Here is a 26,712-nt window from a genome sequence, read left to right on the forward strand (position 1 = left end):
TTCAAATATAATAAGATTAGCACCCAACAAGCCTTTTTTACGACTTCTTTAACAAAATCAAATAGGTTGTTCTTTATCTTCTTCTATATTTAAAAACTCACCTTGCTGGTAGGTTGAAATTAAAACAACCCCTTTTTGTAATACCAAGTTATTGGGATATGTAAGTATTTCCCCATTACTTCTTCTTAAGTGTAGGTGGAAAGCTCTTATGTCTTCAATTACAAAAGATTCTGAATTATGGCCGTCAGTTTCATTTAATTCTTTGTCTAAAATGCGAATGGTATTTCCAATCTTAAAAGGAAAAGAAAAAAAGATAATCATTCCTGCGGTTATATTACTTAAGATAGACCATTGCGCAAATAAGGCTACACCAATTACTGCGAAAACAGAGGATAGCATAACACCCAAATCTTTATAATTAACACTCCAAACCAAAGTAAGGGCAACTATAGCCAATATGGTTAATCCAATATTGATAAATTTGATGATTAAATTGGTGCGAACCGGGTTAAAATCGCTTAGTTTACTAACCTTGCGTACGGTTTTGGTTAATATAAATTTTAAAATTAAAATAACGATGAAAACAATAAGACTATAGATAAGCTCATTGTAATGATTGGTAATAAATTGTTTCATAAGATTATAACCCTAAACTATCTCGCAAAGATATATCCTTATTCGAATTCTGCGACCAATATGGTGTTGTAATCCTGTTAATTATTGTGGCGGTAGAAGTTAAAATTTTAGCATTATCTCCAAAACCATCTTTATAAGTATCTGTCCAGCTTTCAATCGTATACGGAAATTCTGTTCGGAAATTTATTTTTAATGTGCGTTCCAATTCTGGATATGTTATTTCGAAGGTTTTTATCCCATCCATTTCGGTAAGCGAAGTCTTTGCGTTATATGCTTTTAATTCTTTATGGGTAAGCCTTATAAACTCTAGCGAAGGAATCATTTTTATTTCTCCAATAGGTAAATCTGTTGGGTTAATTCGAAGTTTATTCCAAATTTCATCTTCAAGATTTGTTTTATTTAGGTTGAACGTTTGGTCGGCCTCAGATTCAAAATAAGAATGTGACATCATCTCAAAATCGTTTCTGTTATTTAGTTGTGCATATACATGCCCACACCATTCTTGAGCTGAAAAAGAAAGTTTTAGGGCGTGCTGATTATCATGAACAGGGTAAAAACTACTGGTCATGATAGAGTAGGGGTAAATCCCTGTTATATAATTTTTAGTTGCATTTAGTTTTAGTACAGAGATATTATCGTTGTCTTTCGTATCTGATTTTACTTGTAAACCTGATAAAAAGGGTTCGGTCACAAAAATCATTACTGCTGAACCTTCTCTTATTTCACCATACCTGGCTTGTTCCAGCTCATAAGTGGTAATCTCTGCTGTACCATTGTACCAATAGTCCTTAAACTTTTTTGAAAGCTTTTTTTTAGGCGCTTTCTGTTCTTTGTCTGTGGTATTTATGGCTATTTTATTCTTTTTAATTCCTGTATTATTTTTACAAGCTGTAAAAATAGCTACGAATGTAAAAATGCCACAAATAGTTATACTTGATTTTAAGCTTTTAAAAATTGCCATTTTATTAGTTTTTAAATAAGTTTATTGTACCAAATTAATTAAAGTTTCATAAACCAATGTAGTTGGCAAACCAACTACGTTAGTATAAGAGCCATTTATTTCTTCTATGCCAATTAGGCCAATCCATTCTTGAATTCCATATGCACCAGCTTTATCAAAAGGTTTGAAATTCTTAATATAATACTGAATTTCTTCAGTGGTTAAGTCTTTGAATTTTACTTTCGTTATTGAGTTTAGAACTGTTTGTTGGTTAGGGGTTGTAAAACAGACAGAAGTTATTACCTGGTGCCAATTTCCCGATAATTTTCTTAACATATCTTCCGCTTCAATGGCGTTCGCAGCTTTTGCTAAAGATTCATTTTTATGCCAAACCACCGTGTCCGAAGTTATAAGTATATCCTTGTTATTCAGCTCATCTTTAAATGCTTCTGCTTTTAATTTTGCCAAATAGTCTGATATTTCAGCTCCTTTTAAATATGATGGGTATTCTTCATTTACAGATTTTAATCGTACTTCAAAGTCCAGTCCCATTTCCATAAAAAACTGATGCCTTCTTGGTGAACCGGAAGCTAAAATGATAGTGAATTCTTTTAGATTTTTATGAAGCATATTTAATCGTTTGCAGCACTAAAATGACTCATCCAATCGCCACGTACTTTTAACACTTGTTCAATTACATCACGTACACAACCATGGCCACCGTTAATATGTGATATATAATTACTTACATTTTTTACTTCAGCAACAGCATTTTGTGGGCAAGTAGCTAAAGCAACTTCTTTCATTGGTGGTACATCCGGTATATCATCGCCCATATATAAAATGTTTTCAGCATCAATATGGTAAATATCCATATACTCTTCTAAAGCATCGATTTTATGGTGTGCTCCCATATAAATATCGGTTATTCCAAGTGCTTTAAACCTATTTCGAACTCCTTCGTTAGTTCCTCCAGTAATAATACAAACATTATATCCCTTATTAAGAGCTACCTTAACGGCATAGCCATCTTTAACATTCATGGTCCTTAACATTTCGCCATCGGTTGTAATTATTAAACTACCGTCTGTAAATACTCCATCAACATCAAAAATAAAAGTGGTAATGTCCTTTAAAAATTCTTTATAACTCTTTTCCATGTTTTTCTTTAATAGCATTGCTTAAAAGGGTATATAATTCCCTTTGGTGATTATTCTTTATTAGGTTTAAATGGTTGTGTAGTGTTTTTTGATCATTACGTTTTGCAGGACCTGTTTGTGCCTCAATTGGCGTTAAGTCTTCCAATTTTGCTGCCGTTTCTTTAATTAAAGGATGCAATAATTTAAAGTCTAAATTATTTTCTTCGCAAATTTCCTTTCCTATTGTATACATGTAATTGGTAAAATTATTTACAAATACAGCGGCTACATGAATTTTTTTTCTTTGGTCGGAGTCTATTGCTATTACGGTATTACTTAATGTGTTTCCTAATTCTCTAAGTAACTTAAGATCAACACTGGTTTTTGCTTCTATACAAATAGGTATTTCCGCAAATGATATAATTTTTCCTTTTGTAAATGTTTGCAAAGGGTAGAAAATACCTGGCTGTTTATGGCCGCTTAAAGCAGTTATAGATGTTGCTCCAGAGGTATGTACGATTATACCTTTAATATGCTTTATTTTTTGGGCTACTATACCGATAGAATCATCTGTTATGGCTAAAATATAAATATCTGCGTTATCTATTTTGGTATAGTCGGTAGTTGTCGGTACTTTTCCCTTGGTAAAAGAGAAATGATTTTCATTTCTTCCAACTATTTGCTTAACTTCTACATTACTAGTTTTATCTAGGGCATAAAAAAGATTTTGAGCAACATTACCCGTACCGACTATAACAACTGATATCATGACACAAAAATACAAAGTTTATTGAAGTGCCGTTGTAATAATATTAACAGTTTTATTGATGTTTAAAAGCGATAAAAGTGGTTCGTAAATGATGAAATACCTTATTTTTGCATCTTGAAAATCAATGCCTTTCTTTCATGACAGAAATGTTAAAAAAAATATTCTTTTCTACTCGTTTAATGTCCATACTATTTATCGTTTTTGCTACAGCAATGGCATTCGGTACCTTCATTGAAAGTTGGTATAGTACGGAAACAGCTCGAATCTGGATTTATAATGCTTGGTGGTTCGAAGCCATCATGGTGTTTTTTGTTATTAACTTTTTTGGTAATATATCTAGATATCGATTACTCCGTTTAGAAAAATGGCCTGTATTGTTGCTGCATTTATCTTGGGTGTTAATTATTATTGGCGCTTTTGTTACTCGATATATCAGTTTTGAAGGTATGATGCCAATTCGCGAAGGTAAAACGGAAAACGTTTTTTATTCGGATAAAACTTTTTTAACGGTATATGTAGATGGTGAAATTAACGGGGAGGCAAGAAGAAAAGTATTGGAAGATGACCTTATAGTTACTCCAGAAGCCATAAAATCTAACCTGCCATGGAAAGCGGATTTTAAGGGGGAGGATTTTGAAGTGTCTTTTGTTGAATTTATAAAAGGAGCCAAACAAGGTTTATTGCCAGATCCTAACGGAAATAAATTTCTTAAGATTGTAGAAGCCGGTGATGGGGGACGTCATGATCATTATTTAGAAGATGGCAAAGTTGCTAGTATACACAATGTACTTTTTGCCTTGAACAATAAAACAGATGGTGCCATTAATATTATGACGACAGATTCTGTTTACCAAATTCATACGCCTTTTGAAGGTGATTTTATGCGAATGGCAGACCAATTTCAAGGGTTATTGGTAAAAGATAGTCTACAGCCGTTACAGCTTCGTTCCCTTTATAACACTGCAGGTATGCAATTTGTAATTCCAGATTCTATTACGCAAGGTTCGTATGGAATTGTTGAAATTCCTGAAGCCGAGAAAACTAATATGGATCAAGATGCCATTGTTTTTGATGTTTCTGTTAAAGGAGAAACCAAGCAGATTAAATTGTTAGGTAGTAAAGGACCTTCTGATTTTAGTGAAAAAGTAAATGTTGGCGGACTCAATTTTTCTATTCGATATGGCTCCAAAGTATATGAACTACCTTTTGGAATTAAGTTGAACGACTTTATCGCAGAAAAATACCCTGGTACAGAGAAAGGATATGCTTCGTTTATGAGTAGAGTAACTATTGAAGATGAGCGCCCTTTTGATTACGATATTTTTATGAACCATGTACTGGACCATAAAGGTTATCGCTTTTTTCAATCGGGCTTTGATCCTGATGAAAAAGGAACAACATTATCTGTAAATCACGACTTCTGGGGTACTTGGATTACTTACATTGGTTATTTTCTTTTATATATTGGTCTAATGGGGATAATGTTCTTTGGGAAAACTCGTTTTAAGGATTTAGCAGATTCTTTGGATAAGCTAAAGATTAAAAAGAAAAAAATGTTTGGAGTAATAGCTGTTTTAATGGCATTCTCATTTTCTTCTTTTGCACAAGAGCCACATACACCAGAAGAAGGGCATCAACAAGCCCCTAGCAAAAAACAAATTGATTCTTTGGTTGAAGCCAGTATGGTAAGTAAAGACCATGCCGATAAATTTGGTAAACTGGTTATACAAGATGATGGTGGACGAATGAAGCCTATCAACACCTTTTCATCAGAACTTCTTCGTAAATTAAGTTTAAAGGATACGTATTTAGGTTATACATCTGATCAGATTTTGCTTTCTATGATGATGAACCCTGCGATATGGTATAACACAGAGTTTATTGCTTTAGATAAGAAATCCCAGAACGATAGTATTAGAAAAATAATAGGAATTCCGTCTGGACAGGAATATGTGAAAGCTACAGATTTCTTTGATAAAAAAGGACAATATAAATTAGAACCGTTTTTACGGGAGGCGACAGCAACTAATAACCCAAATAAATTTCAACAAGACTTTAAAGACGCCAATATTAGATTAAGCCTTTTAAACCAAGCGTTAGGGCAAGATATAGTTAAGATATTTCCATTATTGGACGATGAAAACAACAAATGGATTTCTGCTGTAGAATATAGGGGAGGACAGTATGAAATTAGGGATTCGCTCTATTCTAACTTCGTAAAAAATGCGATGCCGTATTACCTAATGACTTTAGGTAAAGCCCAGCAGGAAGGTGATTATTCGTCTGCGGATAAGTTATTAGCTGCCTTTCAACAGAATCAGCTAAATCATGGTAGTGAAGTTTTACCGTCGAAACAAAAAATAGAAACAGAGGTAATCTATAATAAGTTGAACATTTTCAATAGATTATATCAGTATTACGCCCTTGTAGGTCTATTAATGTTCTTTACCCTCGTTTTTCAAATTTTTAAAGACCGTTCTATTTGGAGAATTGCTATTTTCTTCTTTAAAGGAACAATTATATTACTTTTTCTTTGGCATACAGCCGGCTTAGTTTTACGCTGGTACATTTCTGGTCATGCTCCTTGGAGTGATGCTTACGAAAGTATCCTATACGTAGCTTGGGCTACCATGGGTATTGGTTGGGCTTTAGGACGTAAGAGTGACATGACGTTTGCAGCATCGGCCTTTGTAACTTCCATGCTATTATGGATTGCACATCAAAGCTGGATTGATCCATCTATCGCTAACCTACAGCCTGTACTAGATAGTTATTGGTTAATGATACACGTTGCCGTAATTGTAGGTAGTTATGGTCCTTTAACAGTGGGTATGATTTTGGGGTTAGTTTCATTAATTTTAATGATTTTGACGACAAAGAAGAACAAGGAGCGTATGGCAATAAATATAAAAGAATTGACCATTATAAATGAATTGGCTTTAACTACTGGTCTTGTAATGTTAACCATTGGCAACTTTTTAGGAGGACAATGGGCAAATGAAAGTTGGGGTCGTTACTGGGGCTGGGACCCAAAAGAAACATGGGCTTTGGTTTCTATTATGATTTACGCATTTGTTATACACACCAGATTAGTACCGGGATTAAGAGGCAAATGGACATTTAACTTTATGAGTGTTGTTGCCTTTGGCAGTATTATGATGACATATTTCGGAGTTAACTTTTACCTAGTTGGCTTACATAGTTATGCTAGTGGTGCACAAGTGATTACACCAGTTTTTATATATTATTTAATAGCTGGAGTATTCGTATTAGGTGGTATTAGCTATTTGAGGTACAAAGTTAATTATAGCAAATAAAAAAATATAGTATTAAAAAGCCTCATGGGATTTTCATGAGGCTTTTACAATTTTAAATGGTTTGTAAGTCTTTAGTTTTGACTGTCAAGCAAGTTCATTAATTCTTCTGCGGCTACCTTGCCTTTTTCTTTCAAAAAATCTCTTGGGGTATTGTCCCCTAATTCAAAAACAATAGCGGGCATATTATGATTTACGTAAAAGTAATTACGTGACACCATGGTTGGTTTTATATCTGTAGACGGGTTTACGTTGGTATGTTTTTGTGGTAAACGTTTGGTAATACTATCAATCCAATCAAAAACAATTTTTCCTTTTTGCCCAGTGATTGTACTGTCTATAGGGTAATAGATATCATCCCAAGTAGAATGGAAATCTGCACCAAAGACAAACTCATAACCTTCAGATTCTTTTTTTACAAGAAAGTCTCTAACACTTCTCGTTTCTGGTTGATTGAAATCTTGCCAATCTCTGTTCAAATCTATTCCGCCCATATTATGTCGCCAGTTGCCATTATCAACTCCATCAGGATTCATTAATGGCACTACGAATACATCATAATTGTCCCTAAATTTCTGAGCCTTTGGCGAGTCTCCACTTAGTGTTTCAATAAATGACTTCATGGCAAGAAACCCCGTTACTTCTGGTGGATGTTGTCTAGAAATAACCATAACAGCTTTTTTGTGATCACCATTGCTAATTTCCATTAAGTTCATAGCTCTGTTTTCTTTGCTTTTTCCTATTTCATAAGTGGAAATAAATGGTTTGTTGGTTAATGAGTCAACCCACTTTTTAACTCTAGTTGAGCCATATAGTTCTTGTGCTGTGATATAAGTGGGTTCTTGACTTGTAGTAACAATTATTTCAACAAATTCTGGGGTTGCCTTAATTCCAAAAGTACCGGTGCCTTCATTTATAGGTTTATAATTACTGCTGTCTAAGGCAACAAAATTTTCACCATCGGTACTGATTTTTGGATAGTATCTGCTGCGGGAATCTTGGTAGGTCATTTTTATAGTTATAGTTCTCGGTGTTTTCGACCAAACTTTAAAAGCATACCATGGGCTAACATTTACTGGCGTGTTTTCTGCAGTAATAAGTGCAGTGTAGTGATCATTGCCATCATATGTGATGCCGTTTAACCTTCCGCTTTCAAAATCATTGCTAAAGAAGACTTCTTCATTGTCAAATGTCCAAATACCTTTCCATTGTTTTTGTACAGGTTTAGATAAAGTGGAAACAATGACACTTTTACCTTGACCTTGATACCCTTTAGCTACCGATTTTTGATTTTTGCACGCCACAAGTGCGGCAAGGATAAATATGATGTAAGTTATTTTTTTCATATAATTAAATAAAAATGAAATGGTTAATTTGGCAAACTACCTCGGGGCAAGCCAGCGAGGAATTAAAACGAGATTCAACATTAAATTCGACGCAAGCCTTAGAGTCAGGCAGGTTGGCGGCAGAGTATTTGAACCTTGATTATTTCCTAAAATACTATTTTAAATTATTGTTTTATTGTAAAACTATGAACTAAAAATGAAAACACATTGTTTAAGTACTATTTCCTTACCTTTATTCCTTATAATTTTTGCACATGAATTCTAATAAAAAAGGCTTGAATACCATTTGTACACACGTAGGTGAATTAGAAGATAAACAACACCGTGGTGCCATTTCTCCCTTATATATGAGTACGTCTTATGCTTATGAAGAGGTGAATGTAAAACGCTACCCTAGATATTTTAATACCCCTAATCAAATAGGGTTATGTAAAAAAATTGCAGCCTTAGAACATACTGAAGCTGCACTTATATTTAGCAGTGGTATGGCAGCAGTAAGTACAGCTTTAATGGCATTCTTAAAAGCTGGAGACCATATTGTATTACAACAAACTTTATATGGAGGTACATATAATTTAGTTAACGAAGAGTTTACTAAATATGGTATTGAATATTCTTTTACAAATGGATGGAAAGCAGCGGATTTTGAATCTCAAATACAAGAGAATACAAAGGTTATTTATATAGAAACGCCCTCTAATCCCTTATTGACAATTACGGATCTAGAAGCGGTTGTTGCCATTGCAAAAAAGCATAGTATACTTACTATGATCGATAATACTTTTGCAAGTCCTGTAAACCAAAATCCTATTGATTTTGGAATTGATGTTGTTATACATAGCGCAACAAAATATATGGGTGGACATTCTGATATATCTGCAGGTGCTGTTGCTTCTTCTGAAGAGAACATGAACCGAATTTTTCAATTAGCAAAAAACTTAGGGGGGAACTTAAGTGATTATACGGTTTGGCTTTTAGAACGTAGTATGAAAACTATGGGTATACGGGTAAGAGCCCAAAATGAAAATGCTATGGAAATGGCTAATTTTCTTACTAATAACAGTGATATAGAAAAGGTATATTATCCCGGCTTGCCAAGTCATGAGGACCATAAAATTGCAAAGAAACAAATGAAAGGTTTTGGTGGTATGCTATCTTTTGAATTAAATTCAAAATTAGATGCTTCAAAATTCCAGAAAGCTTTAAAACTTATAAAACCATCCATGAGTTTGGCAGGGGTAGAAAGCACAGTGTTATCCCCTACAAAAACTTCGCATGCATTAATGAGTCCAGAAGTTCGTGCTGAGCAAGGTATTGCGGATGGATTAATTCGTTTTTCTGTAGGAATTGAAGAAGTTGAAGACCTAAAAGAAGATATTTTACAAGCTATCAATGCAATTAAACAATAGGTTAGTTGCGTATCCTTAAATAATATAATTATAATGAAATTAGATATTTTAGTTTTTGGTGCACACCCAGATGATGCTGAACTTGGTGCGGGTGGTACTATTGCCAAAGAAATTTCCCTAGGAAAAAAAGTTGGAATAGTTGATTTGACCCGGGGTGAATTAGGAACTAGAGGTTCTGCAGAAATTAGAGATCAAGAATCTGCTGAAGCAGCAAAAATATTAGGGGTATCAGTACGAGAAAATTTAAGGTTTAGAGATGGTTTTTTTACCAATGATGAGACGCATCAATTAGAAATTATTAAAATGATTCGTAAGTATCAACCTAATATTGTTCTATGTAACGCTATCGATGATAGGCATATTGATCATGCCAAAGGTAGTAAGTTGGTTAGTGATGCTTGCTTTTTAAGTGGTTTAAGACGAATAGGGACGAAAATAGGAGAGGAGAGCCAGCTAGAATGGAGACCAAAATTAGTGTACCACTTTATACAATGGAAGAACATTACTCCAGATTTTGTGGTCGATATCAGTGATTATATTGAGCCAAAGACTGATGCGATTTTAGCGTATAGTTCACAATTTCATGACCCAAATAGTAATGAGCCAGAAACACCAATTAGTAGCAAAACATTTATTGAAAGCGTACACTACAGAGCTAAAGATTTAGGTAGATTGGTGGGTGTTGATTATGCCGAAGGTTTTACAGTAGAACGAATGGTGGCGGTAGATTCCCTTGACCACTTAATTTAGGCAGATTTTTTAAGGGATTCTATAATCCTAGGTACTGTAAAATAGAAACTAGAACCTTTTCCTAAGGCGCTATGTACCCATATTTGTCCATTATTTTTTTCTACCATTTCTTTACATAAGGAGAGCCCTAATCCCGTACCTTTTTCATCATTGGTGCCATAAGTAGTGTGGGTAGAATCTTTTTGGAAAATTTTACTAATCGTTTCTTCGCTCATCCCTAGACCATTATCCTTTATATATATTTCACAGGTTTTAAGTTTTTGGATAGCGCCAATTATAATTTCTCCATGATTCGGAGTAAATTTTAAAGCATTGCTTAGTAAATTTCGTACTATTATATCTATTTGATTTGGGTCTGACCAGGCTTGACAATTAGATTCTATTTTGTTGATTAAATGTATAGATTTCGATTCAGCAATTTCGGATAAAAGTGCAATGTTTTCATTTACTATGCTATTAATTTGAACTATTGATGGTCTGGTTGTAGATCCATTCATTTGAGTTTGACCCCAAGAAAGTAAATTATTTAAGGTAAAAGATATGGTATCAATATCTACTTTTAGCTTAGGAACAAAATTCAGGAATTCCTCCTTAGTCATTTCGCCCTCTTTAAATAATTTTAAAAGACCTTGAAACGCGCCGATTGGACCTCTTAAATCGTGACCAATTATGGAAAATAATTTATTTTTTGTCTGATTTAGTTCGTTAAGATATGTCTGCTTTTCCTCTAAAGCTGTTTTCTTGGATCGTAATTCTAAATTTAATTTCTTTTGCGCTTTTTCATTTCTATAAATGATTATGACTATGATCGAAAAAATTATAAGAATGATTAAAAATATGTAGATATATACTTTTTGTTTTGCTAAGGCTTTTTCGTTTTCTAGTATTAATTGTTGTTTTTGTTGGTCATATTCCATTTCTGTTTTTAGCAAGTTTAATGCTTTTTTATTTCCAGCTTTTGCTAAAGATTCCGACGTTACCTGATATATTTCATGGTACCACAAAGACTTTTCATAATCCTTTTTGTTTTTTTGAATTTTAAATAATTGATAAGAACACTCTTTTAGTCCTGATCTTAGCCCTATTTTTTTTGACAGGTTAAAAGCATTTAACGCATATATCTCTGCAATACTATCTTTATTTAAATTTAAGTAAGCTTCCGTCATGCCGTTAAGTAAATCAATTTTGCCTCTATCATCTTCAATTTCTTGATGTAGCAATTCACTTTGTTTATACCAGTATAGTGCCCAAGTATTTTTTCCTTTTTTTAAATAGACTTTACCTTTTATTTCATAACAGTACGCTAGCCAATCAAGTATTTTTTCTTTTTCGAATATGGCGATACTACTGTTTATATGAAACATGGCATACTCTAATTCATTCATTTCAGCATAGGTGGAGGCTATGTTGCTTATTGTCTCTGCAGTAAAAATGGGATCATTAATCTCTTCATTAATGTCTTTTGACCTTTTTAAAAATACCATTGCATGCTCATAATCTTTTTGGTCCAAGTATAAATGAGCTATATTATCATTTATAATAGAGAGCATAGTTTTGTAATTTAACTCTTTTGATATTTCAATAGCTTCTAGATATTTTTTTAATGAAAGCGCATAGTCTCCTTTGTAGCCATATTCTTTTGCAAGATCGTTTAAGGAACTTACTTTTAAATGCATCCTTTCATGCTCCGCGGCAAGGTTGTAAGCTTTTTTATAATATGATATTGCTTGATCAATTTTACCTTTATTAGAATAGTATCCACCAATATTTAAATATGACCCAATTTCGCCATTTATATATGCACCTTTTTTACTGATTTTAAGACTTTCTTGACTTAATGTGTATAAACTATCTAAATGGTGGTATCTATATTCACTGGCCAGTTCAATTAAGTTATGAATAAAAAGAGTGTCTTTTAGAGATAAGTTTGGAGAAAGTTTTTTTTGTTTCACAAGATTTAAAAGGCTATCCCTTCTAGATACTTGCGCGGATAGTGAACTAAATGATATACTCATTATTACAATGACAAGAAGACAACCTTTTACATGGTTGTTCGATAAAATTGTTCTTGTAAAATGAAAATTCATGAATAAATCCTGATTATGATAAGCTAAATTTAGATTAGAACATTAGCTATAGGTAATAATTGTTGTGAAATGCCATATATTGTGTGTTTTAACGATGTAAAACGGTAGTTCATCGATAAAATAAATATATTTTCATGATTTATTAACGAAATGAAAACGAATCATAACCTAATTTATATTCTTTTCAATATCAAAAGATTAACTTTTAAATTCGGTATTATGAACTTTTAGAAATTCATTAAATGAGTTTATAGCACTGTTTAAACGATGACTTAAAGCTTGTCTTAATTATTAGTAAAAGAAGTAGGCTTTCTGGTATTCGCCTAGTATTACTGCATTGTTTTCTAATTACTTTATTAACGACTTTTCTCGTTTAGTAGCATTTATAAAAATTAAGTCGATAATTCACAATTTTTTTTCTGAATTCTTTAAGTGTTTAATAGGCAACTAGTTGGTATTTTTTATGCTAAACATTTGAAATAGGACTAAATTAAACAGCTTTAGCAAATAATTTTTTCTTCAAATATTAAATTATTACTTGTGAGAATTGTTTAAAAAATTTACATTTGCACTCGCTTACAAATGGTGGTTGTAGCTCAGCTGGTTAGAGCATCGGTTTGTGGTACCGAGGGTCGCCGGTTCGAACCCGGTCTTCCACCCTAAAGCAAATAAAAGGTCTTGGATGTATTCCAAGACTTTTTTGTTTAAGCTACTTTGTTTTCATACATGTTAAGCCTTAAGTAAATAATAAAAGCCTGTTAATCTAAATGATTAACAGGCTTTTAAAATACTTATAGTTATTCTATTCTGTTGGTTTATCTACTGTAATTCTATTTGCTCTATTAGCTATTTCCCATGCGGTATAGAAAATTAATCTAGATCTGTTTTCTAAAAGGTCATAATTAATTTTGTCTGGAGTATCAGTATGTTTATGATAGTCATCATGAGTTCCGTTGAAATAGAATATTATTGGAATATTATTTTTTGCGAAATTGTAATGATCACTTCGGTAATAAAAACGGTTTGGGTCATTTTCATCATTATAGGTGTAATCTAATTCAATATTTGAATATTTCTTATTTACCTCTTCGGAAAGGTTATGAAGTTCAATACTTAACTTATCTGAACCTATTAGGTATATGTAATTACGTTCGCCTTCACGATTTGGGTCAATTCTACCAATCATGTCAATATTTAAATTTGCCACGGTATTTGCTAAAGGAACTATAGGATCCATATCCGTATAATATTGAGAACCTAAAAGGCCTTTTTCCTCGCCAGTTACATGTAAAAATACTATGGATCTTTTTGGTCCATTTCCTGCATCGGCCGCAAGTTTAAATGCTTCAGCAATTTCAAGTAGTGCAACAGTGCCAGATCCATCATCATCGGCACCGTTATTAATGTCACCATTTGGTGAAATACCAATGTGATCTAAATGCGATGATATTACTAAATATTCATTAGGCTTTTCCGTACCCTTAATAATTGCAGCAACATTTTCCGAGGCAATTTTATTATTAGAGCTTTCAAAGTTTAACTGCAGATTTGTAGATATATCTTTTGATGTTTCATCGGTTTCTATACTTGCAAAAAGCTCCTTTGCTAATATGTCATCGATAAACAAGCTATAAAACTCTGGGGCGCTGGAATCCACTACCTGCATTCTGCCACTATCATTACTTTTCATGGATTCAAATCTTCGTTTAAATCTATCAAAATTTTCTAAGTCATAATATAATACACCTTTAGCCCCTTTGTCAGAAGCAATTTGTATTCTTTTAGAAAGTGATTCGGACATGTTACTCCAAATGGAAGGTTCTGCGGTTCCTGATATTTTATAACTGCCATCGGTATTTTTTGGCTCTCCAGATTTTAAAAGAATTATTTTGCCGTTTACATCTATGTCAGTATAATTAGAATACGAATCATCTTCAATTCCATAGCCAACATAAACAATTTCATCTGTAGAGATATTAGCCGCTGAAAAAGTAAGAACATGCTCTCCAATACCAAAATCTTTATTATTTACAACTAGCTTTCCAATAGGTAACTTGCTGATTTCTAATGGTACTTCTTGAAAATAATTCCCGTCTGCCTTAGCCGCCGGGATATTTAGTTTTTCGTATTCTGCTTTTAAATAGGCAATAGCTTTTTTTTGTCCTGGCTCTCCGGTTTCTCTACCCTCAAACTCGTCTGATGCATAGGTATATAGGTGTTCTTTTAATTCACTTTCAGTTATAGACTCGCCATAAATGACTTCAGAAACTTCAGCAGTAGCATCCGCTGTGGATTCTTTAACTGTTTTTTGTGATGAGTTACAAGCTAAGGCCAGTGTAACCAATAGAATAAGTATTTTTTTCATTTTTATTTTAATCAAAATTTCTCAAAAATAATCAAATCTTTAAAATTAACGATTGTTAACAAGAAGAATCGGTAATGATCTTCCATTCGCCATCAATTCTCTTAAATACTATCATAAATGTCCCGTTCGCATCACCAACTTTCCTAGTTAAATGATATTCCCCCATTACATAATAAGCGTCATTGTTAATAGCGGATATTTTAGCGATCTTAAATTTTAATTTGCCAGAATAGGATTTATCTGGATATCCTTTTCGGTAACTGTCCAATGTGGTTTGCCAACCAGATTTTAACTGTGCTCCACTGTAAAAGTGCAAGGAGTCTGATTTCCAATATCCTTGCATGAAGCCTTCTAAATCATTATTGTTCCAATCAATTTGCTGTTGATCAAGGATATTTAAAATTTCCTTTTTATCAGTTTCATAATTGCTTTTTGTAGTACAAGATACCGATAGTAAAGAGCATAGAACAATGAGTATAGTTTTCATATTTAATTATAGGTATTGCCAAGTATTTAGATTTTAATTTTTTAACGCTTCTTTTATGGCAGCCTCTACCAAAGGCTCCATTACTTTATAACCTTCAATAGTTGGGTGAACTTCATCTTCTGCATATTTTTTAGGTAACCCGTTGCGGTCATTAACCATAGCTGAAAAATAATCTAAATATATGTGATTGTTTAAAGCTGCGTATTCCTTAATTAATTTGTTTAATTCAATAATTTTACCAGATGGTTCTAATCCAGGTTTCCAAGGATAATCGTACGCTGGCAAAGTCGATGATAAAATAATTTTTATATCATTTGCCTGCGCCATTTCTGACATACCTTTAATGTTGTCCATAATCATATCTATTGTTGAAGGTCCTGTGTTTCCGGCAATATCATTTGTGCCAGCTAGTAGAACTACTACTTTTGGATTTAAATTGATTACATCTTGTCTAAAACGAACTAACATTTGTGGTGTAGTCTGTCCACTAATACCTCTATTAATATATGGCTTACCCTCAAAAAACTCGGGCCTATTATTTAACCAACCTATTGTAATTGAATTGCCCATAAAAACAATGCGGTCTTCATTTTCAATTGCTGATGGGATTTTTGAATTTTCTTCTTTAAAACGATTTAAGTCTGCCCAATCTTGAGCATAAGAAGCTGTTAATCCTAAAAAAGTTAGCATACATGCAAAAGTTAAATTATTGAATCTTTTCATTTGTTGCGAGTTAAAGCTTTTTGTATTTGAGATTTTTCGTCGGCAGTTAAAGGGATACTATTTATTATATTTTCCTTATTTGGTCTTTGTACTGCTAAATAGGCCAATAGGCAAATTGATATAACTAGAGGAAGGGCATTACCAGAATTATAATAAGTAAACAAACCTAAAAATGAAGGAATTTCAATTAAAGCATACTTAAGGTGTAACGCAGATTGATATTTTTTTAATTTTTCTTCAAGTTGTAGGTCAATAGCTATTTTTGAAGTCATTTTTTTGAAAACGATTTGACTACCGAAATACCCCAGCAAAGCAAATATTGGAATTAAATATAAGTACACTCCTTCACCAGTTGTGCTGGTGCTAAAACTATTTATTTGAAATATAACCCAAATTGTAAACAAGCTTAATCCTGCAAGTAAGAAAATATGCATTATAGACAAGCTTTTTAAAAAGTTCTTTATTTCCATATTTTTATAAAAATTCTAAGATACTATAAAATATATCTTTTAAGAATTTAGTATACTAATAGTAACTATTTTTAATCGTTTCCCTCTCATAGAATTTTTATCTTTGATCCTTATGAGAAAATTAGGTATTCTATTCTTTCTTTTACTTTGTATTCATGATGTGTATAGCCAATTAGAAAAAGATAAGGCGCTACATTTTTTAGGAGGAAACCTTTATGGATTAGTTGGTGCAGGTGTTGCCAATCAAATTTCTGATGGAGATAGAACTTGGACATTCATTGGGGCTGTAGGCGGCAGTTTACTTATTGGTCTTGCAAAAGAAAGTATTGACCAAAATCAATATGGCGGCTGGGATAATTCCGATTTATTAGCCACTGTTCTTGGTGGAGCTACCGTAGGAGTTACTATTGATATTTTTGAAAAAAGAAAGCAACGTAAAAGAGATAAGATTTTTAAAGCGGCTACGGAATCAGCAAACCTTGATTTAAATAGAACATTCCCAATAAAAACAGTTGAAATTAATTCATTGTCTTTATTAGGAATGTCTGATTCGGTACTTTATAAATAATATTACCTTCTAATATTTAGCGCTCTTACCAGCGTTGAATGTTGTTTTTATAAAATCGCGAATATCATCATTTGCTGTTTTTAAGTCTTCTCTTCTTAAATACATCATATGACCAGAACGGTAGCCTTTAAAGCTAAATCTATCTTTCATTCTACCACTCGGATCTACTTGCCACATTAAATATTTAGCATTAAAATAGGTGGTAGCCCCATCATAATAACCAGATTGTACCAAAACATTTAAATACGGATTTTGAGCCATAGCCTGGCGAAGATCTTCGCGAGTATTCTCGTCAGAGTTATCCCAAGGATGTACTGGACCAAACATATTATATTTTACATCGGTCTTAAATTTAAGTTCTTCTTGCAAGTAATAGTTTATTGCTGGGGTAAAACTATGTAACCACGAGGTCAGCTCAGAATTATAATCGGGACGCATGCCTAAAAGTTGTTTGTCAATGCCCATATATCTTGAATCTAACCTCCCTACAGTATATCCGCCCTTATCTTTCAATAAATTCTTCCAAAAAAATGACGCTGGCACTGAAAGGTTCTGATCAATGATGTCTTTCGTTTCCAAACCAGAGTAATAAGACATCTTTTGAGCAATGGAAGCTTTTTCTTGACTGGATATAAACCCTCCTTTGGCCAATGCAGGAATCAAGGTGTTAATGGTATAATCTTCGGATTCGGGGAGGATATCCAAAAGGTCTTTCCCTTGTAATTCTGCTGGTAATGCTTTATGATGCCATGCTGCAGCAGTATAATAAGGAAGATTGATAGCCTCGGCTACGGGCCCTTCGTTTCGTATAATTTTATAATCGGCCGGCGATACTAAAATTACACCATTTAAATACATCCATTGCTTATTCTGAAGTTCTAAGGACAGCCCCATAACTCTTGGACCACCATAACTTTCACCAATTAAATATTTTGGTGAACTCCACCGATTGTTTCTTGTTACAAAGGTATTTAACCATTCTGCTAAATATGCAATATCGGCATTGATTCCAAAGAATTTTTTACGATCTACTTCATCTCCAGATTCAGGAATAGTTCTGGAATAGCCTGTATTTGCAGGATTTACATAAACAATGTCAGCAATATCTAAAACTGAAAAAGGATTTTCGTTTACACCATAGGGTTGTACAGGATATCCTTCCTCATCAATCTTTAATACTCTAGGTCCAGTATAGGCAAGGTGCATCCAAACAGAGCCAGATCCAGGCCCGCCGTTAAAAGAAATTAAAAGTGGTCTTGCGGCACGGTCTTTTATATTATTTCTTGTATAATACGTATAATGTAAAGAGGCAATAGGCTTTGCATTCTCATCCCAAACTGGTTGTGTTCCCGTTTGTGCCGTATAAGAAAAAGTGGCTCCATTAATTGTAGCATTATGCTGCGTTGTAATAACTGTATCAATGGGTAATGTTCTGGATTGTGCTATGGTAATGGTGGTTACCAAGCAAATTGTAAGTTGTAAAATTTTTTTCATGGTAGTTTAAGGTTCTGTTGAGTAACGAAAATAAGAAGAATCCTATTATTTAAAATGTGTAAAAAGGTTAAAAATGATAAGTTTAAATAATTATAACTTTCAGATATGGTTTAATCTTCATTTTAACAAATTCATTTTCTAACTTTTACGTTTGCTCTAAAAGGTTTTATTGCATTCAATAATTTTATAAAAACCCTTTCTAGAATTTTTCAAAAACTCCTAATCCAAATAATGCAAAATCATATTTAACGGGATCCAATGGGTCTAGTTTTCGTAGATTATAGTCTAATTCTGCCAAAGCTTTTGAATCATTCTGCTTTCTCTTTAATAATCTAAGTTTGCGAGCCACATTGCCAGAATGTACATCTAATGGGCAAGACAGTATTGCGGGACTTATATTTTTCCATAACCCAAAATCTACATTCGTAGAACTATCTCTTACCATCCACCGTAAAAACATATTTATTCTTTTTGCAGCGGAGCCCTTCAATGGGTCAGATACATGTTTTGTTGTTCGTTGTTCATACGGCAATTCAAAAAATATTTTCTTGAATTTTGATATTGTGGGCTGTAAGCTATCTTTTTCTTGATGCGTAGTAAAAATACCTTCTAACCCATTATGGTTTAAGTAAATGTTTTTAAGGCTCAGAATAAAATAGGTAAGGTCGATGTCATTGAAGGTTCTATGAACGAATCCTGCCAAATTTTCGAGATCGTTAATAGTGTGGTTAAGAACAAAATCATGTGGACTTTGCCCCATCAAGTGCATTAATTTATGTGAATTATTGATGATACTTTTTCTATTCCCCCAAGCTATGGTAGCAGTTAAAAATGCGCTTATTTCAATGTCTTCTTTAGTAGTGAAAAGATGGGGTATTTGTATTGGGTCTGTTTCTAAAAACTGTGGGTTATTATATTGAATAACCTTTTCTTCTAAAAATAACCTCAATTCACTTTTTGTCATTCTAATGGGATTTCTAAAAACTTCATTACTAATAAAGGACCTACTAGAATCATATTATAACACGCATGCATTAACATAGACCATAGTAGTCCAAATTTAACTCGTATAAAACCCAATAAAAAACCTACGCTTATTTGCGGTGCAACCAATAAGGGCGAAAGAAGCCAAACTTCAGTTGATAGTTCAAAATTACTGATATGAATAAACCCGAAAATAATCGTCAGTATATAAAAAGCTGATGTGAAAAATTTAGAGTTTTTAAAAAATACCAACGGGCCTCTGAATAATAATTCCTCAAAAAAAGGTGCAGCTAAAACGGCCAAACTAAAAATTGCAATCAACGAATTGTTTTCGAATAAATCATCCATTGCATGTTTGCCTAATTCAATAGAAAATATGCTCTGAATAATACTAGCGATTATTAATAATAAAATACTTGAACTTAAGGCTATAACCAGTAATTTAAATAATACCCTAAACCGATAGGCAAGAGTTATATTTTCATCTGGAATGTAAACCGGATGTTTAGCGAAATTTATAAGTTTCTGTAACATATTGATTATAGAGAAGCTTCTAGTATGGTCTTATCAACAATTTTACCGTCGACCATGGTAAGTTTACGGTCGGCCATTTCAGCTAGTTCTTCGTTATGAGTTACTATCACAAATGTTTGGCCAAATTTTTCTCTAAGTTCAAAGAAAAGTTTATGAAGATTATCGGCGCTTTCGGAATCTAGATTGCCGCTTGGTTCATCAGCAAAAATAATGGAAGGGTTATTAATTAGAGCTCTTGCCACGGCAACGCGTTGCTGTTCTCCTCCGGAAAGCTCAGATGGTTTGTGCTGATATCTATGAGATAAACCTAAGAAATCTAAAAGCTCTTTTGCTCTAGTTTCTGCGTTAGACCTTGATGTTTTCTTAATGAATGCGGGTAAACAAACATTTTCTAAAGCAGTAAATTCTGGTAATAATTGATGAAATTGAAAAATAAAACCAATATGCTCGTTTCTAAATTTTGCTAAATCTTTATCATTAAGATTCGTTGTATCAATACTATTTATTAAAAGCGTGCTATCTGTTCTGTTAGATTGAATATCTAAAGTACCCAGTATTTGCAAAAGTGTAGTTTTACCAGCTCCTGATGCGCCTACTATAGAAACAATTTCTCCCTTTTTAATATGTAAGTTAACCCCTTTTAAAACTTCTAACTTACCGTAGTATTTGTGAATATTAGAAGCTTTAATCATAAGAGAAACTGGTATTATTTAATTGTAAGGTCATTTTCAAAATTAATCAAAAAGGAGCATGTTTTAAATAGTATGCCCAATATTAGTTTAATTATTTGAACTTAAAATGAAATGAATTTGAAAATGAATATTTTTGAATTTCTTAATTTTCAGATAATTTTAATGCAGTTGATAAAAGAATGCATTAATTTTGTTCAAGATAATTTTAAATATATTAAACATAAAACAATAAATATGTCCCCATATAGAAGTTTAGAAGAGTACAATCTTGAAATTACCGATGAAGTAAAAAGTAGGTATTCTTCAATTATAGATGAGATTGGTGAAGATGTTAGTAGAGAGGGATTAGTTAAGACACCAGAACGTGCAGCTAAAGCTATGTTATTTTTAACCCAGGGCTATCAACAAGATGCAGTTGAAATTTTAAAAGGCGCTATGTTCAAAGAAGATTATGATGATATGGTTATCATAAAAGATATTGAATTATATTCTTTGTGTGAGCACCATATGTTACCATTTTTTGGAAAAGCTCATATAGCATATATTCCTAATGGACATATAGTTGGTTTAAGTAAAATTCCTCGTGTAGTTGATGTTTTTGCAAGAAGGCTACAAGTTCAGGAACGTTTAACTCATGATATTTTGGAATGTATTAATAATACTTTAAAACCAAAAGGGGTTGCTGTGGTTATTGAAGCTTCGCATATGTGTATGATGATGCGCGGTGTTCAAAAACAAAACTCTGTTACTACAACTTCTGGTTTTAGAGGGCAGTTCGAGAAAATTGAAACACGAAATGAATTTCTTAAACTGATCAGTGCAAAACTTTCGTAAATAGCATATTTTTTTAAAAATTTGTCTCTAAAATTTGGCATCTTTGTTGTATTCCTTAAAAAGAATAACTAATTTTTAAGTATGTCAATTTTAAAAGATAAAAAATATAAGCAACTTTTTATGGGGTTGCTTTTTGATGGTATAGGAATGCTTTCATTCGCAATACCGTTTGTAGGCGAATTTTCTGATATTGTTTGGGCGCCGCTCTCCGGTTATTTAATGACCAGAATGTACAAAGGCAAAGTTGGGCAAGCGGCCGGTGTTTTTACTTTTATAGAAGAAATTATTCCAGGATTTGATATTATACCTTCGTTTACCTTAATGTGGCTTTACACATATGTTTTTAAAAGTGCTAAAAAAGGTAAAACAATTGAAGTCTAAATAAGAGCTTTTATTTTTTCAAAAAACTTAACTTTATCTCAAATTATATAAGTTTTGAAGAGAAGAAGTTTTGTTGCTAAATCTAGCTTAGGTAGTCTTTCAACTTTATTAGGTGTAGATATTATTTATAAAGAACTGATGCCCAAGGGGTATATTCCCTTAGCCTTTCAAGAAATAGATCCTTTTGCTTTGTTTAAGAAAGATGAAGCCATGGTTGTTTTAAATGATAAACCATGGAATATGGAGGCACAGGCGCATTTACTTAACGATCGAATTACCCCTAATAAATACATGTTTATTCGTAATAACGGGTTACTGCCAGAGAATATTGACGAGAAAACTTGGGAATTGAAAATCGATGGAGAATCTGTTGTTACTCCGAAATCCTATACACTTGCCGATTTAAAATCAAAATTTAAACACTATACTTATCAGTTAACATTGGAATGTGGTGGTAATGGTAGAAGTGAATTTAACCCACCAGCAAAAGGAAATCAATGGACTATTGGTGCGGTATCTTCTGCTGAATGGACAGGTGTGCGGCTAAAAGATGTTTTGGCCGATGCCGGAGTAAAAGATGATGCCGTGTACATAGGATACCATGCTGCAGATTTGCATTTGAGTAGAAACCCAACTAAAGAACCTATTTCAAGAGGTGTCCCGTTATCAAAAGCTATGCAAGACGAAACTTTATTGGCATTTGCTATGAACGGGGAAGATATCCCACTTATACATGGTTTTCCTTTACGTTTGGTTTGTGGCGGTTGGCCAGCTTCTACCTCGGGAAAATGGTTGCAAACTATCAGTATCCGAAACAAAGTGCATGACGGTGAAAAAATGGAAGGTAGTTCTTATCGAGTACCTTGTGAAACTGTAGCGCCTGGCGAAACAGTTGCTGATGAAGATATGTGTATTATTGAATCTATGCCTATTAAATCGTTAATTACATATCCAAAATCCGGAGCACTTATTAATGAAGGTAACAAGCTTAAAATTAATGGACATGCATGGGCCGGTGAACTTGCTGTAAGTGAGTTAGCGTATTCAATTGATTATGGTACTTCTTGGAAAACTGCTAGTTTAGAAAATGCTAAAAATAGATTGGCATGGCAACATTTTAAGGCAACTATCACTTTTCCGAAAAAAGGGTATTATGAAATATGGGCTCGTGCAACAGATTCTAACGGTACGTCGCAACCAATGGTACTTCCAGGGTGGAACCCAAAAGGATATTTAAATAATGCCTGTCATAGAATTGCTGTAAAAGTCGTGTAATGTTAGAAAAAGAAGAAAACGATAGAATAGTTTTTAAACCCATCTTTAAGGTTATTATTCTCCTTTTTACAGGTTTTATAGTTTTTGGAGCAATTATATTTTTAGTATTTGGACCAAACCAGACAGAGGTTGAAATTAATGATGAAGATCCAGAGTTAATAGAAAATGGTATTCATGTACGAACAGGTTTAATTGAAGCAGAAGGGCTTCAGACTGTAATTACTAATTGTACTACTTGCCATTCTTCTAAACTAATTATTCAGAATAGAATGGGAGAGGAGCAATGGAATGCTACTATTAGATGGATGCAAAAATCCCAAGGGTTATGGCCATTAGGTGAAAATCAAAAAGTAATTGTTGACTATTTAACTAAAAATTATCCTTTAATAGAAAAGGGCAGAAGGCCACCATTAACAAATATAGAGTGGTATACTTTAGATTAAAATAAAAGAAGCCCTTTTGTCCAAAAAGACAAAAGGGCTTTAAAATTTGGTTTAGGTGCTAATTATAATGGTATACTTATTCCTAAATTTACGTTTCTGCCGATATTTAAAATACCATCGGTTTTTAATCTCGACAAATGAGATATGTACTCCTTATCTAATATATTTTTGGCACTTAGTTTTAAATCAATTAACTGATTTGAAACCTTAATAGTTGAACCAATACCTAAATTTAATAATGTATAGCCGTCAGTAGAAGTTTCAAAATCGCTAACTTTATTTTGAGCAAAGAAAGATTTCAAGGTAAGAAACCCATAACCGCTATTTAGGTTTTTATTGATTTTGCTAAATTCAAATCGTAGTGTATTCGCCCAGTTATTGGCAGGAATTAATGGTAAATTTCCATTACTTTTTAATTCACCGGTTACCGTCGAAAAGTTACTTTCTAAATGCAACCAATCTAAAGGGTGTGGATGATAGTGTAAACCTACTTCACCCCCAAATAAATTTGCATCTTGTTGTTGGTATAGAAATACAGCATCACCATCTATATTTGTACCGTTTGGTTCTAAATAAATATAATCGGAAATTGAATTGTAAAATCCGTTAACATAAAATTCAAAATGTTCATTTTTAAATTCTAATGATACATCAGTCTGTATATTTCTTTCATTATTTAGATTTGCATTACCGACCTCAAAACGATTAGTGCCTTCATGAGAACCATTAGAAGTAAGCTCAGCCAAATTGGGAGCTCTAAAACCTGAAGCAATATTAACACGTGTAATCAGCGATTTGGTGACATCAAACTTAAAACCAGCTGCAATGTTAAAGCTATTAAAATTTTTATCCAATGCTGCAACATAACCTTCTTGCTCAATTATGCCGTTTTGTTCGCTATTGATCGTACGTGTATCAAACCTAAGCCCTAGTTGTATATCACTTTTGTTAAAATGTATGTGTGAAGTAGCTAAAATTCCAACATCATTGGTTGTTGCATTCGGAATTAAAATTTCTTCTCCATAATTTTTATTTGTTTGGTTCATACCTTGAACTCCAATGATTGTCTCTACTGCACCTATCTTGGCTAAGTTATAATGTATATTATAACTTAGGGTTTCTAATTTCATATCTAAGGCCGGACTTTCTTCTTCATGTTCTTCCTCTCCTTCTTCATGTTCTTCCTCGTGGTGATGGTCTTCGTATTCCTCTCGATTATTTGCAGTATAACCAATTATCGCTTGTAAGCTAGAGTTGTTGAAGTAGATATTAGTTTTAGAACTTAAAATATGGCTTGTAATATTTTGAAATGGTTCCAACGGTGTTCGGTTAGTAGATTGCTCGCCTATTTCTTCAGGTATTCCTAATTCCGAATTGTTATAGTTATAGCGTATTTCAGTTTTAAAATTGGATAACTGATAGGCTAATCCTGTTTTTAAATCTTTTTCATTAAATCTTGAATTTGTAACACGCTCATCACCCCCAGTTTTATAATCAATATGAGAGCTACCACCAGCTCTGACTAAGAATTTTAATTTTTCTGAAGATGTTTTGAACCCTCCATTACCATTAAAACCTTGTGTATTGGTGAAATAGTTTAAATTAATATCACCATTAATTTCATTTGAATTTGCAAATTTCTCAGGATTTAAATAAAGTACGCCACCTAAAGCATCAGAGCCATATAGTAAGGATGCAGGTCCTTTTATAACTTCAACGCTCTCTATACCGGCATCACTAATGCCTAAACCATGTTCATCACCAAATTGTTGGTTTTCCAAGAGTATGCCTTGTGTGTACGTTAGAACTCTATTTGAACTTAATCCTCTGATAACAGGTTTTCCTATCCCAACACCAGTAGAAACGCTTTCAACTCCGGGTATAGTTGTTATGCCTTCAGATAAATTAATTGCACCAGTAGATTTTAAATCTTGAATACTTGTTCTTTCTACCTTCATAACATTTTCACGTTGCAATTTGTGAAAAGGGGTAGATACAATAACTTCTTCCATTTCAATTGCACTAGAGGTAAGCGCTATGGAAAGTTGATTTGATGTGCCAATAATGTCCACGGTTTGCGAATAAGACTGAAAACCTATATAAGATATTACTATTTTAAATTTACCAGTTGGTAAATTGGTTATTTCATAGTAACCATCAACATCGGTAACCGTGCCTTTTTCTAGTTGGGGAAAATAAAGCGATACTTGTTCTAAGGGCTCTTGATTTTCATTGTTTATTATCTTTCCTGATAATGAGTTTTGAGCAAATGTAAATTGTGCTAACAATGCCAATAGCATTGTTATATAAAGATTTTTCATATAAAATTGTATTAATGTTTTAAAGCTTAAACTTGTTATAAATAGAATTTTAACAAGTTGGCGGCCCTCTTAATACAAAATGAAGTTGTTGATATTTACTTAAAAAAAAGTAGTTATTAATTATGTCCTCCGTAATAATGACTTCATCAATAAATTGTGGGTATTTAAATTCAGGATAATAAAAAGTAGAAAATTGATAATGGTCAAAATCGCAATCGAATTCAACTGCATGAATATGTAACTCTTTAGAAACACAATGCAGTTCTTCGTGTTCGTTTAAGGCATGAGAAATTTTAATAAAATAGGGACCTAATAAACCAGCCATTAAAATAAAGGCAACTATTGGGTATACTATTTTGACTTTCACAGTACTCATCATTACAAATCTAACTAATGGAAGGTCGATATAACTGTTAAAGAACTATTAAATTAATTGAATAAAAATCCGAATCCTAATCGTTTCAGCATCTTCTTTTCAAATGCCCAAAAGAATTTGAATTGGCCAAATAACCAACCAAATAGTACCAATAGTATTTGATAAAAAGGGAATATTAATAAAATTCGCAAAAACCAGTAGATTGTTGTTCCCCACCAAGTTTCTGGAAAATTAGCTAGTTCTAAGCCAATTAAATTTAAAAAAGGTTTTGCTACATACACTGAGGAAGAACCAGTTATAGCAAAGACGAAAAAAATTATTATTAATTGAAAATTATTGGAAATTCCCCAACGTTCTTTTAATTTTTGCATATTT

Annotated in this window: 26 protein-coding genes and 1 tRNA gene; 9 read left to right on the top strand and 18 right to left on the bottom strand. The window is 32.9% G+C overall.

Annotation, left to right across the window (positions count from 1 at the left end; all coding sequences use genetic code 11):
* Positions 1–57: 57 nt before the first annotated feature.
* The 5 genes from BTR34_RS16600 to BTR34_RS16620 are packed head-to-tail and all read right to left on the bottom strand — an operon-like array spanning position 58 to position 3,484.
* Complete coding sequence (locus BTR34_RS16600) at positions 58–636, bottom strand: mechanosensitive ion channel domain-containing protein (RefSeq protein WP_068484971.1); 579 nt, start codon at positions 634–636, stop codon at positions 58–60.
* Between the two features lie 4 nt (positions 637–640).
* Positions 641–1,597: a septum formation inhibitor Maf gene (locus BTR34_RS16605; protein ID WP_068484970.1), complete on the bottom strand. Its 957-nt coding sequence runs from the start codon at positions 1,595–1,597 to the stop codon at positions 641–643.
* A gap of 21 nt (positions 1,598–1,618) precedes the next feature.
* Complete coding sequence (locus BTR34_RS16610) at positions 1,619–2,206, bottom strand: Maf family nucleotide pyrophosphatase (protein WP_068484969.1); 588 nt, start codon at positions 2,204–2,206, stop codon at positions 1,619–1,621.
* Between the two features lie 2 nt (positions 2,207–2,208).
* A complete protein-coding gene (locus BTR34_RS16615) occupies positions 2,209–2,736 on the bottom strand; it encodes a KdsC family phosphatase (protein ID WP_068485029.1) in 528 nt (175 codons plus the stop codon).
* Complete coding sequence (locus BTR34_RS16620) at positions 2,720–3,484, bottom strand: Rossmann-like and DUF2520 domain-containing protein (RefSeq protein WP_068484968.1); 765 nt, start codon at positions 3,482–3,484, stop codon at positions 2,720–2,722. Before BTR34_RS16620 ends, BTR34_RS16615 begins: the two co-directional genes overlap by 17 nt.
* Before the next feature lie 137 nt (positions 3,485–3,621).
* Here BTR34_RS16620 and ccsA point away from each other — a divergent pair, with 137 nt between their 5' ends.
* On the top strand, positions 3,622–6,801 hold the full coding sequence (gene ccsA / locus BTR34_RS16625) for a cytochrome c biogenesis protein (protein WP_068484967.1): 3,180 nt from the start codon (positions 3,622–3,624) through the stop codon (positions 6,799–6,801).
* Between the two features lie 71 nt (positions 6,802–6,872).
* On the opposite strand, the gene BTR34_RS16630 is transcribed toward ccsA, so the two are convergent.
* Complete coding sequence (locus BTR34_RS16630) at positions 6,873–8,144, bottom strand: M14 family metallopeptidase (protein ID WP_068484966.1); 1,272 nt, start codon at positions 8,142–8,144, stop codon at positions 6,873–6,875.
* 254 nt (positions 8,145–8,398) lie between these two features.
* On the opposite strand from BTR34_RS16630, the gene BTR34_RS16640 reads away from it, so the two are divergent.
* Together BTR34_RS16640 and bshB1 are read left to right on the top strand one after the other, a co-directional pair.
* Positions 8,399–9,553: a trans-sulfuration enzyme family protein gene (locus BTR34_RS16640; protein ID WP_068484964.1), complete on the top strand. Its 1,155-nt coding sequence runs from the start codon at positions 8,399–8,401 to the stop codon at positions 9,551–9,553.
* Positions 9,554–9,586: 33 nt separating this feature from the next.
* The gene (gene bshB1 / locus BTR34_RS16645; RefSeq protein WP_068484963.1) at positions 9,587–10,303 is read left to right on the top strand and encodes a bacillithiol biosynthesis deacetylase BshB1; all 717 of its coding nucleotides are present in this window, start codon (positions 9,587–9,589) and stop codon (positions 10,301–10,303) included.
* Here the strand turns inward: bshB1 and BTR34_RS16650 are convergent.
* Positions 10,300–12,318, bottom strand: a complete 2,019-nt coding sequence (locus BTR34_RS16650; RefSeq protein ID WP_244893340.1) for a tetratricopeptide repeat-containing sensor histidine kinase — start codon at positions 12,316–12,318, stop codon at positions 10,300–10,302. The two genes, bshB1 and BTR34_RS16650, sit on opposite strands and share 4 nt — an antisense overlap.
* A 656-nt stretch (positions 12,319–12,974) precedes the next feature.
* On the opposite strand from BTR34_RS16650, the gene BTR34_RS16655 reads away from it, so the two are divergent.
* Positions 12,975–13,050, top strand: a tRNA-His gene (locus BTR34_RS16655).
* A gap of 142 nt (positions 13,051–13,192) precedes the next feature.
* Here the strand turns inward: BTR34_RS16655 and BTR34_RS16660 are convergent.
* Genes BTR34_RS16660 through BTR34_RS16675 form a run of 4 tightly spaced genes read right to left on the bottom strand, consistent with a single transcriptional unit; the run spans position 13,193 to position 16,435 of the window.
* A complete protein-coding gene (locus BTR34_RS16660; protein ID WP_068484961.1) occupies positions 13,193–14,755 on the bottom strand; it encodes a M28 family peptidase in 1,563 nt (520 codons plus the stop codon).
* A gap of 55 nt (positions 14,756–14,810) precedes the next feature.
* Positions 14,811–15,242 carry a YybH family protein gene (locus BTR34_RS16665; protein WP_068484960.1) on the bottom strand — a complete coding sequence of 144 codons (432 nt, stop codon included), beginning with the start codon at positions 15,240–15,242 and terminating at the stop codon, positions 14,811–14,813.
* Positions 15,243–15,275: 33 nt separating this feature from the next.
* Positions 15,276–15,965 carry an SGNH/GDSL hydrolase family protein gene (locus tag BTR34_RS16670; RefSeq protein WP_068484959.1) on the bottom strand — a complete coding sequence of 230 codons (690 nt, stop codon included), beginning with the start codon at positions 15,963–15,965 and terminating at the stop codon, positions 15,276–15,278.
* Positions 15,962–16,435 carry a hypothetical protein gene (locus BTR34_RS16675; RefSeq protein ID WP_068484958.1) on the bottom strand — a complete coding sequence of 158 codons (474 nt, stop codon included), beginning with the start codon at positions 16,433–16,435 and terminating at the stop codon, positions 15,962–15,964. The genes BTR34_RS16670 and BTR34_RS16675 overlap by 4 nt, the downstream gene beginning before the upstream one ends.
* A 112-nt stretch (positions 16,436–16,547) precedes the next feature.
* Here BTR34_RS16675 and BTR34_RS16680 point away from each other — a divergent pair, with 112 nt between their 5' ends.
* Positions 16,548–17,003 carry a hypothetical protein gene (locus tag BTR34_RS16680; protein WP_068484957.1) on the top strand — a complete coding sequence of 152 codons (456 nt, stop codon included), beginning with the start codon at positions 16,548–16,550 and terminating at the stop codon, positions 17,001–17,003.
* A 9-nt stretch (positions 17,004–17,012) separates the two neighbouring features.
* Here the strand turns inward: BTR34_RS16680 and BTR34_RS16685 are convergent, their stop codons facing one another.
* From BTR34_RS16685 to BTR34_RS16700, 4 genes are all read right to left on the bottom strand, one after another.
* Positions 17,013–18,497 (bottom strand): S10 family peptidase, encoded by a 1,485-nt coding sequence (locus BTR34_RS16685; protein ID WP_068484956.1) that lies wholly within the window; start codon positions 18,495–18,497, stop codon positions 17,013–17,015.
* A gap of 199 nt (positions 18,498–18,696) precedes the next feature.
* Positions 18,697–19,461, bottom strand: a complete 765-nt coding sequence (locus BTR34_RS16690) for a TIGR02757 family protein (protein ID WP_068484955.1) — start codon at positions 19,459–19,461, stop codon at positions 18,697–18,699.
* The gene (locus BTR34_RS16695; protein WP_068484954.1) at positions 19,458–20,015 is read right to left on the bottom strand and encodes a CPBP family intramembrane glutamic endopeptidase; all 558 of its coding nucleotides are present in this window, start codon (positions 20,013–20,015) and stop codon (positions 19,458–19,460) included. The genes BTR34_RS16690 and BTR34_RS16695 overlap by 4 nt, the downstream gene beginning before the upstream one ends.
* Positions 20,016–20,020: 5 nt before the next feature.
* Entirely contained in the window at positions 20,021–20,707 is a 687-nt protein-coding gene (locus tag BTR34_RS16700; RefSeq protein ID WP_068484953.1) for an ABC transporter ATP-binding protein, read from the bottom strand.
* A 234-nt stretch (positions 20,708–20,941) separates the two neighbouring features.
* On the opposite strand from BTR34_RS16700, the gene folE reads away from it, so the two are divergent.
* The 4 genes from folE to BTR34_RS16720 all read left to right on the top strand — a co-directional run bounded on the left by folE (position 20,942) and on the right by BTR34_RS16720 (position 23,640).
* Positions 20,942–21,541: a GTP cyclohydrolase I FolE gene (gene folE / locus BTR34_RS16705; RefSeq protein WP_068485028.1), complete on the top strand. Its 600-nt coding sequence runs from the start codon at positions 20,942–20,944 to the stop codon at positions 21,539–21,541.
* An 81-nt stretch (positions 21,542–21,622) separates the two neighbouring features.
* On the top strand, positions 21,623–21,922 hold the full coding sequence (locus BTR34_RS16710; RefSeq protein ID WP_068484952.1) for a hypothetical protein: 300 nt from the start codon (positions 21,623–21,625) through the stop codon (positions 21,920–21,922).
* 54 nt (positions 21,923–21,976) lie between these two features.
* Positions 21,977–23,197 (top strand): sulfite oxidase, encoded by a 1,221-nt coding sequence (locus BTR34_RS16715; RefSeq protein WP_068484951.1) that lies wholly within the window; start codon positions 21,977–21,979, stop codon positions 23,195–23,197.
* Positions 23,197–23,640: a hypothetical protein gene (locus BTR34_RS16720; RefSeq protein ID WP_068484950.1), complete on the top strand. Its 444-nt coding sequence runs from the start codon at positions 23,197–23,199 to the stop codon at positions 23,638–23,640. The genes BTR34_RS16715 and BTR34_RS16720 overlap by 1 nt, the downstream gene beginning before the upstream one ends.
* A gap of 62 nt (positions 23,641–23,702) precedes the next feature.
* Here BTR34_RS16720 and BTR34_RS16725 read toward each other — a convergent pair whose 3' ends face one another.
* The 3 genes from BTR34_RS16725 to BTR34_RS16735 all read right to left on the bottom strand — a co-directional run bounded on the left by BTR34_RS16725 (position 23,703) and on the right by BTR34_RS16735 (position 26,708).
* Positions 23,703–25,961 (bottom strand): TonB-dependent receptor, encoded by a 2,259-nt coding sequence (locus tag BTR34_RS16725; RefSeq protein WP_068484949.1) that lies wholly within the window; start codon positions 25,959–25,961, stop codon positions 23,703–23,705.
* Positions 25,962–26,010: 49 nt separating this feature from the next.
* Positions 26,011–26,328, bottom strand: coding sequence for a hypothetical protein (locus BTR34_RS16730; RefSeq protein WP_157493044.1), 318 nt, complete (start codon positions 26,326–26,328; stop codon positions 26,011–26,013).
* 62 nt (positions 26,329–26,390) lie between these two features.
* Positions 26,391–26,708 carry a DUF6787 family protein gene (locus BTR34_RS16735; protein ID WP_068484947.1) on the bottom strand — a complete coding sequence of 106 codons (318 nt, stop codon included), beginning with the start codon at positions 26,706–26,708 and terminating at the stop codon, positions 26,391–26,393.
* Between the last annotated feature and the right edge of the window lie 4 nt (positions 26,709–26,712).

This window comes from Maribacter hydrothermalis (assembly GCF_001913155.1).
Lineage (GTDB): Bacteria > Bacteroidota > Bacteroidia > Flavobacteriales > Flavobacteriaceae > Maribacter > Maribacter hydrothermalis.